Origin of the sequence: Candidatus Pelagisphaera phototrophica (genome assembly GCF_014529625.1) — a bacterium.
Classification (GTDB): Bacteria; Verrucomicrobiota; Verrucomicrobiia; order Opitutales; family Opitutaceae; genus Pelagisphaera; species Pelagisphaera phototrophica.
Genome location: NZ_CP076039.1, coordinates 1,531,231 through 1,547,866 on the forward strand (window position 1 = coordinate 1,531,231; position 16,636 = coordinate 1,547,866).

General features: G+C 49.8%; 13 protein-coding genes and 1 tRNA gene. 8 read left to right on the forward strand and 6 right to left on the reverse strand.

Annotated elements, in window-relative coordinates; all coding sequences use genetic code 11:
* Window positions 1-109 precede the first annotated feature (109 nt).
* The gene (locus GA004_RS06670) at window positions 110-1,099 is read right to left on the reverse strand and encodes a 3'(2'),5'-bisphosphate nucleotidase (protein WP_283396539.1); all 990 of its coding nucleotides are present in this window, start codon (window positions 1,097-1,099) and stop codon (window positions 110-112) included.
* Between the two features lie 145 nt (window positions 1,100-1,244).
* On the opposite strand from GA004_RS06670, the gene GA004_RS06675 reads away from it, so the two are divergent.
* Both GA004_RS06675 and GA004_RS06680 read left to right on the forward strand, forming a co-directional pair.
* Window positions 1,245-2,099 carry a hypothetical protein gene (locus GA004_RS06675; protein WP_283396540.1) on the forward strand — a complete coding sequence of 285 codons (855 nt, stop codon included), beginning with the start codon at window positions 1,245-1,247 and terminating at the stop codon, window positions 2,097-2,099.
* A gap of 4 nt (window positions 2,100-2,103) precedes the next feature.
* Window positions 2,104-2,652: a hypothetical protein gene (locus GA004_RS06680; protein WP_283396541.1), complete on the forward strand. Its 549-nt coding sequence runs from the start codon at window positions 2,104-2,106 to the stop codon at window positions 2,650-2,652.
* Here GA004_RS06680 and typA read toward each other — a convergent pair.
* The gene (gene typA / locus GA004_RS06685; protein ID WP_283396542.1) at window positions 2,649-4,460 is read right to left on the reverse strand and encodes a translational GTPase TypA; all 1,812 of its coding nucleotides are present in this window, start codon (window positions 4,458-4,460) and stop codon (window positions 2,649-2,651) included. The genes GA004_RS06680 and typA overlap by 4 nt on opposite strands.
* 152 nt (window positions 4,461-4,612) lie before the next feature.
* Between typA and hrpB the strand changes: the two genes are divergently transcribed.
* Complete coding sequence (hrpB, locus tag GA004_RS06690) at window positions 4,613-7,144, forward strand: ATP-dependent helicase HrpB (protein ID WP_283396543.1); 2,532 nt, start codon at window positions 4,613-4,615, stop codon at window positions 7,142-7,144.
* A 103-nt stretch (window positions 7,145-7,247) separates the two neighbouring features.
* Here hrpB and GA004_RS06695 read toward each other — a convergent pair.
* A tRNA-Val gene (locus GA004_RS06695) sits at window positions 7,248-7,324 on the reverse strand.
* Between the two features lie 139 nt (window positions 7,325-7,463).
* Here GA004_RS06695 and recN point away from each other — a divergent pair.
* The 5 genes from recN (at window position 7,464) to GA004_RS06720 (ending at window position 13,549) form a co-directional block, all read left to right on the forward strand.
* The gene (recN, locus tag GA004_RS06700) at window positions 7,464-9,143 is read left to right on the forward strand and encodes a DNA repair protein RecN (RefSeq protein WP_283396544.1); all 1,680 of its coding nucleotides are present in this window, start codon (window positions 7,464-7,466) and stop codon (window positions 9,141-9,143) included.
* A 6-nt stretch (window positions 9,144-9,149) separates the two neighbouring features.
* The gene (locus tag GA004_RS06705) at window positions 9,150-9,956 is read left to right on the forward strand and encodes an SDR family NAD(P)-dependent oxidoreductase (protein ID WP_283396545.1); all 807 of its coding nucleotides are present in this window, start codon (window positions 9,150-9,152) and stop codon (window positions 9,954-9,956) included.
* 15 nt (window positions 9,957-9,971) lie between these two features.
* Window positions 9,972-11,177: a glycosyltransferase gene (locus tag GA004_RS06710; RefSeq protein WP_283396546.1), complete on the forward strand. Its 1,206-nt coding sequence runs from the start codon at window positions 9,972-9,974 to the stop codon at window positions 11,175-11,177.
* Between the two features lie 18 nt (window positions 11,178-11,195).
* Entirely contained in the window at window positions 11,196-12,389 is a 1,194-nt protein-coding gene (locus GA004_RS06715; RefSeq protein WP_283396547.1) for a glycosyltransferase family 4 protein, read from the forward strand.
* Window positions 12,390-12,460: 71 nt separating this feature from the next.
* Complete coding sequence (locus tag GA004_RS06720; RefSeq protein WP_283396548.1) at window positions 12,461-13,549, forward strand: glycosyltransferase; 1,089 nt, start codon at window positions 12,461-12,463, stop codon at window positions 13,547-13,549.
* A gap of 16 nt (window positions 13,550-13,565) precedes the next feature.
* On the opposite strand, the gene GA004_RS06725 is transcribed toward GA004_RS06720, so the two are convergent.
* From GA004_RS06725 to GA004_RS06735, 3 genes are all read right to left on the reverse strand, one after another.
* Entirely contained in the window at window positions 13,566-14,762 is a 1,197-nt protein-coding gene (locus GA004_RS06725) for an aminotransferase class I/II-fold pyridoxal phosphate-dependent enzyme (RefSeq protein WP_283396549.1), read from the reverse strand.
* Window positions 14,763-14,838: 76 nt separating this feature from the next.
* A complete protein-coding gene (locus GA004_RS06730; RefSeq protein ID WP_283396550.1) occupies window positions 14,839-15,687 on the reverse strand; it encodes a glycosyltransferase in 849 nt (282 codons plus the stop codon).
* Window positions 15,688-15,703: 16 nt separating this feature from the next.
* A complete protein-coding gene (locus GA004_RS06735) occupies window positions 15,704-16,576 on the reverse strand; it encodes a polyprenyl synthetase family protein (RefSeq protein ID WP_283396551.1) in 873 nt (290 codons plus the stop codon).
* Window positions 16,577-16,636: the final 60 nt, after the last annotated feature.

Below are 16,636 nucleotides of genomic sequence, written 5' to 3' on the forward strand. Positions count from 1 at the left end.
GCATGATTCACCATCGGGGTAAGTATAAATACTTATACCTGTGCTATGGGCTGGACGGAGTGGTTCCTAGTGTAAAACAACGATATCGGCTTTGGATCAGCCTGAGCAATTAGGCGGATTCAATGGTTGCCCGTAATACTGAGTTAAAAACTGCTGATGAAGTAGCGACGATTCCCTTGTTGTTTCTTAGCGTGCGACCTGTAGAAAAGTCTAATGGCTGTCCAAGGGTATCGGAAATCTTGCCGCCCGCTTCCATTAATATAATGTAGCCCGCGGCGTGATCCCAAATTTTCTCCTCGTAGCCGGGTCTGGTCGGCAGACGGAGGTAAATGGATGCCTGTCCTCGGGAAACGGCAGCGTACTTGCATTGGCTGTCCATTCGAAAGGGTTTTGATTTAGACCCCAAGAGTTCGGTGATCTTTGCCGACCACCCGTGAGCGGTGTGACCGGATTCAACCGATTCGCAGAAGACCGCGAGGGCGGGATCATTGATCTGGTCGCATGTGATCTTGAAAGCTCTTGAAAGGTCCGAGAGAGGGGCTCGGTAGGCACCTTGGCCTTTTACCGCGTAAAGTATCGTGCCAACTTGTGGATTTGAAGCGTCTGAATCTACGGTTAGGTTCGGGCAGCCGAGAACGCCAAGTACTACTTCGCCATCGACGATGAGGGCTAGTGCGACGGCGTACTGCTCACCCCTAAGAAAGCCTTTCGTCCCGTCAATGGGATCAATTGTCCAAAATCGGCCTGAGGGGCCTCCGGGATGTCCTCCTCGATCAATGGAGTCGAGTATTCCATTCCTGTCGATTGAATGGTCTACTTTTTGTACTTCCTCGATGATCGATGAGAGAAGGGGAGCCTTCTCAGGGTCCCTCAACTCGCCCGTATCCTCTTCGCCAACCGCCGGATCTTCTGGGAAAGCTTTCGCCAGAATGTTTAGAACCAAAGCCTGGGCTCCGTAGTCGGCGACTGTAACTGGGGACTTGTCCGCCTTGTCCAATTGCGCTACTGAACCAAGGCTCGATTGAACGGAAGTGCACAGCACGCTTGCTTGTCGCACTGCTTCTTTGGCGATCGTGAGTTCGTTTTGTAGCTCCATCATTCGAAATAGAACTCAAGTCATCGCCACGAGGATGTCGATACTGAAGATTAGCCCCGTAGTCGCATAATATTTAGTTTCGAAGCATTATTAGCCCAGGTGAAAAATTGCCTTAACAATTTGTGGCCAAGCTGGTAACTACTCGATCGTGTTTAAGACAATTGATTCCTGCCTGTTTTCATTCGATATCGAGTGGATTCCCGATCCGCTTTCCGCTGAGATCTTATATGGTGTTTCCGGTGAAGGTGCTCCGGGAAATGAAGATGCCATGAGACGTCTGTGGTTGGAGGCTGGAGCGACTGAAGAAATGCCTCAGCCTTATCTCAAAACCGTGCTCTGCAGGATCGTATCTATTTGTGGCGTCTTTAGGGAGGTAAGTCAGGGACAAGTCTCGATCAAGCTCGTCACCCTGCCCGTTGATGTTAGCGACCCCGAAAAGGTAAAGGAAAAGTCAATTCTACAAACGCTTTTGAAGGCGATAGGCTCTCGAAAGCCTCAACTTGTTGGATATAACTCGCACAATGCAGATGTTCCTATAATTATCCAACGTTCGATCGTGAACGGTCTGTTTGGAGAAGGGGTGGGGGAGCGTCCGGATAAACCTTGGGAGGGTGTTGACTATTTCGCCCAGTCCGGTGATTTCAATGTAGATCTCGCTCCAATATTGGGACGTTTTGCCCAGACGCCCAAACTAAACGAGATCGCTTGTCTGTGTGGGATTCCAGGAAAAGTGGACACAGATGGAGGAAGTGTATCAGGAATGTGGTTGCGAGGCGATCTTCAAGGGATCGTGAACTACAATGAGTTTGACGCTATTACAACTCATTTGCTTTGGGCGAGAGTTGCCCACTTTGGGGGACTTCTTGGTGATGAAGCCTATGAAAAGGAGCAGAGTCTTGTGCGGCAGTTGCTAGAAAACGAAATCGTAAATGGCAAATCGCATTTTGAGAGGTATTTAGTGGAATGGGATCGGCTGGAGAAGCTCGTGTCGAAGCGGATGTGAGCTAATGACTACGGAAGGAAGCGTTTCAATCGTTGTGCCCATGAAAGTGTGGACACCAGGGCTGCACGGCTTTCGGGCGAAATACCTGCAGTCTCCTAGGGCGATGATACCTCCTCATTTGCTGATTTTAGAATTGTCGGGAACTGACCGCTTTTCAGGTTTTGAAACAAGAAGGCTCGCTGGTGTTATTCAGGGGTTTAGTTTCGAGCTTTCGGCGTTCTCCTATAATCTATCGATGCTGGATTGGGACGAAGAGACCCAGTCGCTTGGCCTAGGACCGAGAAATGCAGACGGATTTGAGTCGGTTCGGAAACGAGTTCAAAAGGGACTGAATCTCGAAAGAAATTATCGCGACAAGGATTACAAGCCGAGGCTCCTGCTTGCGGCTAACTGTAGTAAAAGCCAATACGAGCTAGAGGAGGCATTCCGTCTCATGAATGGAGACTCCTTCTCCATTTCCTGTCGGGCTACAGAGATAGAATTGTATCGCAGGCAGGCAGGCGACTGGTTGCTGCAAGAAGCAGTTCCCTTGCAGGAATCAAAGGAAAATTAAACCCGAGCCGCTCGCTTGCGCAGGGTGGCATTTAGGATTCTCTTGCGAAGCCGAAGAAAAGATGGAGTCGCCTCAACGAATTCGTCAGGAGCGATATACTCAATTGAACGCTCAAGTGAGAACTCAATAGGTGGGGAAAGTTGGATACCTTTGCCATCTCCTTGGCTTCTGAAATTTGTCAGTTGCTTCGCTTTAGTCGGATTAACTGGAATATCGTTAGCGCGTGGATTCTCTCCAACGATCATCCCTTCGTATACCTCGGTTCCGGCACCGACGAAAAGCTTGCCTCGGTCCTCGAGGGCTGCGAGCGAATAGGCGGTTGTTTTTCCGTGGTCCATTGAGACGAGCGTACCGGTCAAACGCGTGGTAATGTCACCGGCCATTGGACGGTACTCCTTGAATAGGTGCGACATTATACCGTGGCCGCTTGTCGCGTTTACCAGATCGATTTCCAAACCGATGATTCCCCGAGTCGGGATTTCCGCTTCCAGAAAAATCGTTCCGTTGCGGGTCTCCATGTTGGTCATCTTACCCCGTCGGTTGGACAGATTTTCCATAATGCCTCCCATGCAATCTTCTGGCAGCTCGATCCACAGCGTCTCAAAGGGTTCCATTGTCTTCCCATCGATCTCTTTGGTAATTACAGTGGGGCGTGAGACTAGAAGTTCGAATCCTTCTCTGCGCATTGTTTCCACCAATACCGCAATCTGCATCGCACCGCGTGCTGAAACATTGAATACACCACTTTTGTCTGTGTCTTCAACTTGGATGGAGACGTTCGTTTTCATCTCGCGAAAAAGTCGCTCCCGAATCTGTCTCGATGTCACCAGTTTGCCATCGCGTCCTGCGAGCGGCCCGTCATTGACGCAGAACTGCATTTGAATCGTCGGCGGATCGATGTCCACCGAGGGCAAAGGCTCCTGCTCTTGGGTGAAGCAGAGTGTTTCTCCGATGTCTACTTCGTCGAATCCTGCGATGCCAACAATGTTGCCCGCTTCTCCCTTTGCGGATTCGCTTGATCCCAGGCCAGAGTATTCAAAGACCTTTGTTACTTTGGTTCGTTCCCTCACCCCGTCTTTTTTGACACGGAAAATCTTGTCGCTTATCGATACCGTGCCGCTGATGACTTTGCCAATTGCGACACGCCCGACGTAGTTATCCCAGTCTATATTGCTGACTAGCATCCGGAATTCCCCCTCGGGGTTAGCCTCTGGGGCTGGGATTTCTGAAAGAACCGTTTCAAAAAGCGGGGTCATGTCTTCTTGTTTATTTTCAAGATTCTTGACCATGAAGCCGTTTTTGGCAGAGCCGTAGAGAAAGGGGGCGTTGAATTGGTCTTCGTCTGCGTCAAGCTCGAGAAAGAGCTCCAGCACCAGGTCGTGAACGCGCTCAGGATCCGCGAATTCCCGATCGATTTTGTTTACGACGACAATTGGCTTGAGTCCGTGAGCCAAGGCTTTGCGAAGCACAAATCGAGTCTGGGCCTGAGGTCCGTCTTTGGCGTCTACTAAAAGCAGTACGCCATCCACCATTTTCATAACCCGCTCAACTTCTCCGCCGAAATCGGCGTGTCCGGGAGTGTCGACGATATTAATGGTCTTTCCTTCCCAGTGGACGGAAGTATTTTTGGCTTTAATCGTGATCCCTTTCTCCCGCTCTAGGTCCATCGAGTCCATCGCCCTTTCCTCCGCTTTCTGATTCTCGCGGTAAATGCCGCCCTCCTGCATCAGGCAATCGACTAAAGTCGTCTTGCCATGGTCGACGTGAGCGATGATCGCGATGTTGCGAATGTCTTGGTTCTGTTTCATTTCGATAGTCCCGGAAATCTGAAAAGCGATGGGTCATGACGCTTCGTATGCCCATTGGCAAGCGGATTGATGGGCAGGATCGTCTATTTATAGGAATAAAGTAGACTGATTTTACGCTAGCGTGTTTTTACACTTTTGTTGGACTTCATCCAATGAGCCTTCCCATTGCGGAAATAGAAGTAGAGTTTCTGAAAGCATTCCGCGATCAGAACCGTATAATATTAGAGGCGCCCACGGGCTCGGGGAAATCGACTCAGATACCGCAAATGCTTCACCGAGCGGGCCTTCTGAATGAAGGTGAGCTGGTTGTTCTGCAGCCGCGAAGGATAGCAGCCCGCATGCTAGCCCGTCGTGTCGCTTTTGAAATGGGGGAAAATCTTGGAGGCCTTGTTGGCTACCAAGTCCGAAACGAGAATGTGAGCTCTCGCCAAACGAGAATTCGATTTGTCACGGAGGGTATCCTGCTGCGTCGCTTTATCAATGACCCAGAGCTTAGGGGAGTCGTGGGGATTGTTTTCGACGAGTTTCATGAAAGAAGCCTACATGGGGATTTGACGCTAGCCCGGGCCAATATGCTACAGCGGAGCCTTAGACCGGATCTTAAGATGGTCGTAATGTCGGCCACGCTCGATTCGATTAGACTGGAAGAGTATCTGGATCCCTGCGAGATCGTGAGATCGAGCGGACGCGTTTTCCCCGTCGAAGTTTCGCACATAGATGAGAGGACCTCTCAGTCCAAAACTCCCATTTGGGATTTGGTGGCTCGTTCCGTCGCAAACGCGGTGAAAGAGCAAAGAGAAGGGCATGTCTTAGTATTTATGCCGGGAGCGTTCGAGATTCGTCGAACGATTCGGTCGTTGGGAGAACGCCTTTCGGCGACAGAGTTTAAATTGCTTCCGCTGCATAGTGAGCTCAGTCCGAGAGGGCAAGACGCGGCGATTGACGCCTGCGATCGTCGGAAAGTGATTGTTTCGACCAACGTAGCGGAGACCTCGCTCACGATAGACGATGTCCGATTAGTGGTCGATAGCGGTCAGGCCAGGATCGCCCGCTACGATCCGCAAAGGGGTATCAACACGTTGTGGATTGAGAAGATTAGTCACGCGTCTGCTAAACAGCGAATGGGACGGGCGGGGCGCACCGCTCCGGGGAAATGCGTTCGGCTTTGGTCTGAAAGGGATCATGCCCAGCGTGCCGAGTTTGATTTGCCCGAGATTCAGCGGATGGATCTGGCTGAATCGCTCCTAGCTATGCTTGCTACTGGTATAGAAAACTTGGATACTTTTAAGTGGTTTGAGTCGCCTTCTGAAAGTCGGATGATTGAGGCTCGCGAATTGCTGCTTATGTTGAATGCCATAGACGAGCAGGGAAGGCTCACTAGGGAAGGGAGTAAAATGAGCGAGTTTCCACTCCATCCACGTTATGGTGCTATGATGCTCGCGGCGAATCATTACAACTGTGTTCAGGAAATGTCTCTCGCAGCGGCCATTGCCCAGTCAAAAGGGGTTCTCCTGCGAAACGTGGACCGGTCGGTTCAGGCCCGTAGAGAACAGATTCTTGGGGACTGCTCAAACAGCGACCTGATCGCTCACATGAGGGCGTGGAGTGGAGCCAAAACCAAGGGCTTTAGTCTGGGATACTGCAAGGACTTGGGGATTAATGCCCAGACAGTGCGTCAGGTGGAGAAGGGCGCGGAGCAGATTTCCAGAAATGCCCAATATGCGGATCTTTCTCTTGTCCAGGAGGTTCCGGCCGCTGAAGAGGTGGTTGTCAAGTGCTTGCTGACGGGATTTCCTGATCGAGTTTGCAAACGATTGGATCGTGGGACTTTGAGAGCGGAAATGACGGGAGGGTTAAGAGGAATGCTTGCCCGAGAGAGCGCTGCTAGGGACTCGGACTTGTTTATTGCCTGCGAGATTAATGAAATCGGAAGGCAGAGCGGAGAGGTGAGCACCGTACTGAATCTCTGCTCACGCATAGAACGCGAGTGGCTGGATGAATTGTTTCCCACTAGGTTCCAGTCGGGCTCGGAAACTGTGTTTGATGAAAAGCAGAAGCGTGTAGTTGAGCGGGCCTTTGTGCGTTACCGTGATCTGATAATTGAGAGTAAGGAAAATTTAGATGTGGATCTAGGCAAGGCGGCTCGCGAGCTTGCAAAGGTAATCGGAAGTGGAAAAGCGAGACTAGACAAGTGGGATGCTGAAGTAGAGTCCTATCTTGAACGAGTCCGCTTTGTGGCGTCACATTTTAATGAATACGAGATTGATGAATTTGATGAGGAGGTCAAAGGCTTGCTGATTGAGCATTGCTGCTATGGGGCTAAGAGTGTTAGAGACTTAAAACGTCAGAAAGTGCTTTCAGTGGTTAAAAGTTGGTTTGGCACTGAGGTGGATAGCGTGGTTGAGCAGGAAGCTCCCGTACGAATTAAGATGAAAAATGGGAAAACGGGCCGGTTGCGGTATGAGTCGGGTGTTCCCGTGCTCTCCGCAAAGATCCAGGAGCTCTACGACTTGAAGCAAGTGCCTAAGATGTGCCAGGGACGGTGCTCACCAAAGCTAGAGATATTGGCACCGAATATGAGACCGGTTCAACTGACGGATGATTTGGAAGCTTTTTGGACCACATCTTACCCGAGCATCAAAAAAGAGCTCCTTGGTAGGTATCCAAAGCACGAGTGGCGATAGTCAAGGAGAAGTCCCAGGTGATTGGGTTTCCTCCCGAGACGAGTCATTCCTAACCTCAGGGCTGGATCCGACTTGTCTCTGCGAACAACAACGGGAGCGGCGGTGGTGGGAGATGGCGGATTCGAACCGCCGACCTCTTGCATGTCAAGCAAGCGCTCTAACCAACTGAGCTAATCCCCCGATAGGCCGTGGATAATGTCTCAAAGGCCCTAATTCCACAGAGCGGTCGAACGTTGTTTAGACATATATGGGGAGCAAGAACAATTTTCGTTTTCTTTGTTAGTGAAACCCTCCTTACTTTGTACGTTTTAACTTACTAATGCTGCAGTATCTCAATATTTCGAATCTCGCCTTGCTGGAAAAGGCCTCTATTGAATTCGATTCTGGATTTACCGTTGTTACGGGTGAGACCGGGGCCGGAAAGAGCGTTTTTCTAGGGGCGTTAAGTCTGCTGTCTGGATCTCGGTTGGACAAATCGATCATCCGGTCTGGCTCCGAGATTTGTGAAGTGGAGGCTGCCCTGTATTTCGAAGATTCAACCGAGTTGGATGCGGCCCTAAAGGAACTAGGCCTGCCCCCGTGTGAAGAAGGGACGCTCTTGCTAAGACGAAGTTTGCACGTTTCCAAGCCGTCAAAGATCTCTATAAATGGTAGCTTGTCGACCTTAGCCAACCTACAGGCGCTTGGTTCCCGCTGGATTGACTTCCACGGACCGGGCGAGCCTCAGAGACTTCTGAAAAGCGAATGCCAGCTCGAAATGATCGATTTGTATGCTCAGCTGGAAGATGAAGCGGCTGCCTGCGAGAAGGCGTATGACGAATGGAAAGAAACACTTAGGAAAATTGACCGACTGAGGAGTTCAACTCAGTTGTCAGCGGATCAAATTGATTTCCTGAAGATGCAAATCCAGCGGATCGATGCCCTTGAATTGTCTAAAGAGTCGGTCGAGCAATTGGAAACGGATTTTAATCGAGTATCGAGTAGCCAAGACTTATTGGAACTGACGAGTGAACTTGCGAACGGTTTGACGGGTGATGACGGTGCCCTGTCGGTCATGGGTCAATTGACTCGCTCTGCTAGCCAGGCGTCAGAAATGGATCCTAGTTTAGGCGAATTAGCCAGCCGCCTTGAAAACCTGATTTTAGAAATCCAAGAGTTGGGAGCTGAGTATGAAATGGTGGGAGCGTCCCTGAATTTCGAGCCGGAGTTTGCTCAAGAAGTCCAGACGCGAATGGTCGAATGGCAGGAACTGCGTCGAAAGTATGGGCGCGAGGTTTCTGATATTTTAGAGGCGAGGGATGAGATGGCGGGGAAGATTGGGTCGCAAGACGATATCGAAGGTTCGCTGAAACGGCTTAACGATGAGGCTGACAATCAGGAAGCAGCGCTCAAAAAGAAAGCAGCGGGACTAACTAAAAAGCGTAAAAAAGCAGGTGAGGGGTTGGCTCGAAAAGCGGAGGCAGTTTTGCTTGAGCTGGGTTTCAAGAAAGGAAAATGCGGACTGCAGATGGTCCGTCAGTCAGATTTAAAGCGGTATGGGGACGCCTTGCCGGAGTTGCAGTTCTCGCCCAATGTGGGTGAGCCGCTTCGACCGCTGGATAAGGTGGCCTCTAGTGGAGAGTTAGCCAGGGTGATGTTGGCGTTGAAAACGCTTCTCGCGGATATCGACGAAATTCCGGTTCTTGTATTCGACGAAGTGGATGCGAATGTAGGGGGAGAGATCGGCCGTACGGTTGGGAAGCGGCTAAAAGGTATCGGAGGATCCCATCAGGTGATTTGCATCACGCACTTGCCGCAGGTGGCTTCACTGGGGGATACGCACTTTACGGTTGAGAAGGACCAAAGTGGAGATCGGGCTCGCGTAAGTATCGAAAAACTGGATGCTGATAACGAATCCCGCGTCATGGAGCTGGCTAGGATGCTTGGAGACCGGTCGGCGGAGAGTGCGCGGTCTCATGCTCGCGACCTTTTAGCGGAAAACGTGGAGTCGTCGGCATAGGCATTTATGGAGATAAAGGGAGTCAATGCACTTGTCACGGGTGCGAGCAGTGGAATCGGCAAGGCAATTGCGATTGAACTTGTGGAGAATGGGGCCCAAGTTTGGGGAACTTCTCAGGAGCCAGGGCGCATTGAATGGCAGACAGGCGTTAAGCCTTTGAAGCTCAGGCTTGATCGTCCGGATTATGTAGATGAGGCTTGGGAATCGCAATCCATGGATTTGATTGGCTTTGATATCATCGTCAATAATGCGGGTTATGGCGTTTTCGGTAGATACGAGGAAGTGCCCTTCGAAGTTTGGGAGAAGCAGATTCAGGCTCTTTTGACGGGAACGATGAAACTTTGTCGGCTCGCGCTCCCAGGCTTGATTGAAAGAAGGGGCTGCCTGGTCAATGTTTCATCCATCGCTGCGGATTTCCCTGTGCCGTTTATGAGCGCTTACAACGTGTCAAAAGCGGGTTTGTCCGCCTTTACTGAAAGCGTAATCATCGAAACGAATGCGAGTGGTATGAGGACCATCGATTTTCGTCCGGGAGACATGAAAACGGGCTTTAATCGCAATATGGTGAGAAATTTAGGTAAAAATGTAAATGAGGGTTGCATGGGCAAGGTTTGGAAGAGAATAGAAGATCGTTCTACAAGGTCGCCTGAGGCGATGATGGTAGCAAAGAAACTCATAAAATGCATCCAGCGAGACAAATCGGGCACGATACGAGCCGGGACCTTTTTCCAGGCCACCTTGGCTCCGTTGTTGTCCCGATTGGTGACCCGAAATCTCGTGCGGTCCGGAAACATTGCGTATTATACGAAGTAGAAGGGGTTGTGGGCTATGGCGACTGTTAGGATTCTCGTTCTGACTTCGAGTACGGGAGGAGGCCACGACGCTCGAGCGGTCGCGTTCCGGAGATGGGTACGCAAGATATATGGATGGGAGGTCGAAGTTCGTGTCGAGAGCATGCTGGAGGATTCCTCTCGAATTGGCCGATTTGGAGTGGGGCTTTATAACTTCATACAACAGCATATGCCCTGGTTGCATCACCCCTATTACATTTTGGTGGAGGGATTGAGCTACTTGAATCGTTCGAGGGTTACGGTTGGAAGAAAGTACTATGCTGAGGTCATCAATAATTTTCGCCCGCATTTGGTATTCAGTGTGCATGACTGTTTAAATAGGGGCTACTTTCAGGTTGCTCGCGAAATTCTAGGAGAGGAAAACGTTCGGTGTGCGACTTATTGTTCAGAGTTTTCGGGAGGTTATGGATACAGTCGGAACTGGGTGGAGCCGAGCGTGGACTTGTACATTTCGAGAACGAAAACGGCTAAGGATTTCGCGGTTTCGAGACTGGATCTAGATCCGGGCAAAATTATCGTCCGAGGCCATTTCCTCATTCCTCGAGTTTATGAAGAGTTTCTATCCGCGTACGAGCGACATCGTTTTATTACGGAGCGATTGGGATTGAGAGCGGATAGGAAAATAATCTTCCTGGCTACTGGTGGTACGGGGGCGAACAACCACCTAGCCCTGTTGCCGACCATCAAGAAGTATTCGGAGACCTATCAGGTCCTTGTGGTATGTGGCCGGAATAATGAAGCGTTCATGAAAGTGCGGCAATGGAAGCAAAATAACCCGGACTTAAGTTGCCATGTCGAAGGGTATTGTAACGAAATGCATTTATTCATGCAAGTGAGCGACCTAGTGGTTACTAGAGGAGGAACGACAACCTGCTCAGAAGCCTTGCACTACAAGTGCCCGATTATTTTCAACGGGATCGGTGGAGTGATGCCCCAGGAAAAGCTGACTGTAAAATATTTCCTTCAAGACTACGCGGCAGAGATAATCAGTAACTCCGGTGATCTGGAAAAATTGCTCATGAACTGGAGCCGGTTTCCAAATCGTTTCAGCCAACTCAAGAATCGTTTCAAGAGAATGCGTTTCAAAGACCGTCCGTCAGAGGCGATTTATGATTTGGTCGATCTTGCGCATGAAGCATTGCCCGTAGGAGAAGTTCCGCTTCTGAAGATTGTGGGCGAATAATTCATTTATTCGGGTCGAATGCGTATTCTATATGTGACGACGACTTTTCCCGTATTTTCTGAGACCTTTTTGCAGAGGGAGGTTAGGGCTTTGAAAGAATTGGGAGCGGACTTGCGTATCGTATCTCTTCATGGAGGGGACTCCGAATTTGAAGGAGTTGAGATCGACCGATTTAGTAAATGGGAGTTAATGAAGCTCTTTTGGCTGCTTCCTTGGCTAATCCTCTCTCGTTTCGAATTGTTTCGGAAATATCTGAGTGATCTTTTTGGGGCAAAACCCAGCTATTGGCTCAATTTCTGGGAAAACATGCTAGGGCTGGGAGCGGCCATCGTCAGAGAGTCTTCACTACGAGAAGAGAAACCCGAAATAATTCATTGTGTCTGGTCAAGTGCTCCAGCGGCTTTTGGGTGGCTTGAGTCACGGCTTGTCTCAGTTCCATTTTCGATGGGAGCCCATGCTTATGATGTATTTGAGAAAGGAGGCGACTGGCTTTTGCAGTCAAAAGCCCGTGATGCTTCATTCATCCATACATCTACAAATTCAGCGGCTATGGTGCTCAAGAATCACGTATCGAGTAACAAGGTGCATCTAATTAGAAGAGGGATGAACCGGTTTCCTGAATTTAAGCGGCTCAGAATGAACCGGCATTCTTTGAGGATCGTTTGCGTCGCAAGACTAGTGGAGAAAAAGGGATTTCCATTCCAACTGGCGATCTATGCAGCCTTGCGATCCGCGGGAATTAAATTTGAGGCAAGAATAATTGGGGAGGGGGAGATGACAGAATCAATCCAGTCGGGGATTAGCGAGCGAGGCCTTGGGGATTGTGTTACTTTGAAAGGGAGGCTCTCATTAGAGGAAACGCTTCAGAATGTGGGCTGGGCAGACATTTTGATTCACACTGGAATCATCGCCCGCAATGGGGACAGGGATGGGCTCCCTAATGTCATTCCAGAGGCGATGGCGTCGGGCACCGTTGTTTTGGGCTCCCCCGTATCCGGAGTAGTGGAGGCGATTAGGGACGGCGAAACTGGATTTCTTTGTGAAGTAGAGAATACGAGTGCTTGGGTGGATCGGTGTCACCGTATCCAATCGGATGATAGTTTGTGTGAGACGTTAAGACTGAATGCCCGGAATTGGGCTGCGCGTGAGTTTCTCGCCTCGCGTAATTCCGGTCGTTTGCTTCAATTGCTCGCCCAGCAATCGAGTTCGTAAGGGAATGAAGATGGCTTCTTAATTTCTTGAGATTCCTTCATCATTGAATACATTGATTAATATTCGATTTGATGATTAAAGGCAGAATTCTTTACGATGTTACAAAGGCATCCAGGCAGCGTCAGAAGTCTGGAATCGCAAGAGTTTCGAGCTGTTTGAGGCGAGAGTTTAAAGCGTTGCTTGGAGATTCGCTGGTAGAAGTGGTTTGGGACGAGAAAAACGAAGCTTTTAGGCGTCGTGACAAATCGACCGATCTTCAATTGGACGCAAATGATGTATTGCTGACTTGTGAATTATTTTGTGAGTACGAGCGCAGGGGAATCGAGCGCTTTCTGCAAGAATCTCCTTGTCTCTCGTATGCCATATTTCATGACGCGATTCCGCTGCAACATCCAGAGTTCACTTGGTCGCATAGTGTTCAAAGGCATCCGAGCTATATGAAAATGCTAGCCCTTTTCTCGGGTGTTTTTGCGGTGTCCAGTCACAGTGCAATTCTTTTGGAGGAATATTGGGAGTGGCTTGATCTAAAGGAAAGGCCTTCGGTGAGATCCATTCAGCTCGGCGCAGATGGGGTATTCAAAGAGCCGTCAAATCCGAAACAGGAAAACAATGATCGTATTCAATTATTAACGCTAGCTATTCTTGAGAAAAGGAAAGGCCAGGATCTAGCCTTCGAGGCAGCAAAAAAAATATGGGACGAGGGTATGGATTTCGACTACCATTTTGTGGGTCGAACCAATCCTTATTTCGGAAAAGAAATCGAACGAAGTCTTAGAAAGTCTGCAAAACGCGGTTACGCAGTTAAATTGCATGGCCAATTGAAGGATGAAGAACTGAGGGATCTCTTTGCAAAGACTGATTTGGTCGTATTGTCTTCGCTTGCGGAAGGGTGTGGACTTCCCGTGCTGGAAGCCTTGTGGAAGGGGGTGCCTACTTTGAGCAGCTCTCTTCATTCCGTCCGCGAAAATGCCCGCTTTGGAGGATGCCAGTTGTTTGAAACCGGCGATTTTGGGGCCATCACTTCCGGCCTTCGCGAGTTGATTTTACATCGAGAGAAATTGAGAGATCTCACGAATAGTATCCAGACCGAAATGCTTCCACGATGGAATCATACGGTCACGGATATTTTAGATCATATCGTAACTGAGGGTGGTCTTTAGTTTTTTACCGTATAAGCTACATTCTACTTACAGCGTAGCGTATCGCGTTCTCGATGATTTCAAAATCCTCTTCCGTATGCCTGGCTGAAATTGCGGTGCGAACTAAATCCTTGCCCGGGGGAACGCCGGGAGCGGTTGCGAAAATGGCAAAGACTCCTTTTTCTCGGAGGTTTTTCCAGAAATGGTAGGCTTTTTCTCTATCCCCAATGATGATAGGGATGGCTGGAGTTTCGCTATCCCATGTGTCGAGTTTCAGATCGTCGAGGAAAGCCTTGTAGCGCTTCGTGTTCGCCCAAAGCCTTTCGAGCCACTCCGGTTCTGTATCCATAACTTCGAGAGCCGCGATGGCACAAGCGCTTTGGCAGGGTGAGAGGGCTGCGCTGAAAATCACTTGTTTTGAATGTGTCCTCAGATAATCAATCGAAGCTGCGTCTCCAGCGATGAATCCTCCGGTACTACCGAGTGACTTGGAGAGGCTCCCCGTAATGATGTCAACCTGGTCGGTAAGGCCAAAATGATTTGCTGTCCCCTGTCCTTGTTTACCCAATACGCCTACCCCATGGGCGTCATCCATGACCGTGAAGCAATTGAAATCCTTAGCGATGGATGTGAATTCTGGTAGATTGCAGATATGCCCTTCCATCGAGTAAATCCCCTCAATCGCTATTATTTTAGCTACATTTGGGTCTAGCTGCTCAAGGAGAGATCTCAGGTGGTCGGGGTTGTTGTGGCTGAACCGCTCAACATCCGCCATTGAAAGTCGAATACCATCCCACACGCTGGAGTGCATGTTTTTGTCAACTAGCACCGCGTCACCCCTTCTGGCAAAGCCGGTTAGGGACGACATGCATGACAAGTATCCAGCCGATGTGACGTGGCAGGCCTCTTTCCCTAAAAATGCGGCGAGGCGTTCTTCCAGCTCTACATGAAAGGCTCTACCGCCATTTGCGGATCGGGCGCCCATTGTACCACCACCCCATTTTTCGAGAGCCTTTCTTCCGGCTTCGATGACTTTCGGGTGATCGTACAATCCAAGATACTCATTGCTCGCCAGCATGACGAGTTCTTTTCCGTCTCTGAAAACACGGGTACCATTCTGTTCGTGCAAAATATTGTACCAGATTTCATAGCGCTTTCGGAGACGTGTGAAGTCATCGTTGTCGCAGCGCTTTCGAATAGGATTACTGGTCTTTTTGATCAAGGAACGAATCATTTGGAAATTAGCCTTAGTTGGAATTTGGCACGGACTGTTGATCAGTTGTAAGGAAATATGAAGAAAAATCGCGAGTTTATGCTGAGCGGAAGCGTAGCAACATCCACAGGGCCTTTAATGCTAGCTTGGGATCCATCCGCCACCAGTAGCGGGCGTACCGATGGAAGTACTGGCTTGGCCATTCCTTGGAACCATAAGAACGCATGGTTTGAGACCATCGCTCTTTGAATAGATTCGAGTTTTGATCGTTGTGATCATGTCTGCCCGGTGAGCGACTGATATGATGCCGGATTACGCTCTCGTGAGACACGAGCAATCTGTAGCCTTGCTCTTTTATCCGTGCGCAGAGGTCAACGTCCTCCATGCCATTTCGATAGTCCTCGCTGAATCCGTCCAGAGAATTGAACAATGATCGCCTAATGAGAAAGCAGGCACCGGTGATGGCGGTTCGCTCGCTCCATTTATGAGGGGGTAGTCTTTTCCGGTTTTTCCAAGCATGTGTTGGCATTCCATTCAGGTCGAAAAATATTCCCGCATGGTCGACCAGCCCTGTAGCGTAATTGCGCTGAATATTCCCGACGGCCCCGACTTTGAGATGTGGTTTATTGAGGTTAAGCATTGGTTCGAGCCAACCGGATACGAGCTCGAGATCATTGTTTAGGAAAAGTAGTAGGTCGCCGGTCGCAGCTTGCGCAGCTCGATTGTTGGACTTGCTAAAACCAAGATTTTCAGCGTTTCGAAGCACACGGCATCTGTGAGAAATGCTTACCAGAAAGTCGGGCGTTTCGTCGGTTGATGCATCATCGATCAGGATCACCTCGTGGTTTTCCAAATTGACGGTGTCAAACAGTGTCTGGATCATTTTTCGCGTGAGTTCGACGCAGTTGTGCACGGAGACGATGAAGGATATCGTTGGCTCGGACATGGCTCCTGATGGGTGACTAGAACGTTCTTTCGTTCAGGTAGCGGGCGAAGTTTCTTAGGAAGGGGGCGTTCAGATCGGCGCAGATCTGGTAGGCCTTCTCGGTTAGCTCGTCCAATTTGCTACGCGAATATTGGAGGCCGTGAATGGATACATAGGTGGACTTGTTCGCGGCTTCATCGGCACCCACTTCTTTACCCATCGTTTCCGAGCTACTTGTGGCGTCTAGGATATCGTCCATTATCTGAAACCCAAGTCCGATACAGCGTCCGTAATCGGCAATTTGCTCTATTTGATCCCTGCTCGCTTTCCCAATGGTCGCACCCATCTTGAGGCTTCCTTCGATTAGGGCAGAAGTCTTGTTCAGGTGTATGAAATTCAGTTCATCCCCGCTGAGTTGTTGATCCTCTCCAAGAATGTCCTCCATTTGACCTCCGATTAGCCTTTGGCTACCGGCAGTTTCAGAAAGTATATTCACGAGTCCAAGCCCGATTTCGGGATAACTGGAGTAGTGGGTAGCCAATAGCTCGAAGGATAGCGTCAAGAGAGCGTCTCCCGCCAATACAGCCGTGGCCTCGTCAAATTGAATGTGGCAGGTCGGGACTCCGCGGCGAAGCGGGGAATCGTCCATCGCAGGCAAGTCATCATGAATCAAGGTGTACGTGTGGAGGCATTCGACCGCGACCGCAGCTGGGGCAGCAGATATTTTGGTGTCGAAAAGGTCTCTGGATGCAAGCAGCAGCGATGGTCGAATGCGCTTTCCTCCTGCGGAAAGACTATATCGCATGGCTTCGTGGATTCGTTTCGGGCGTGTCGATGAGGACGGGGTCAACTTGTCGAGCGCTTGCTCAATGTCTCGGACGTATGCTGCTAATTTCTCTTTGAACTCCATGCAAAATGCGCGACTGTAGATTAAAGATCACCTGAACTTTCCGAAATGCAAACAATTGAG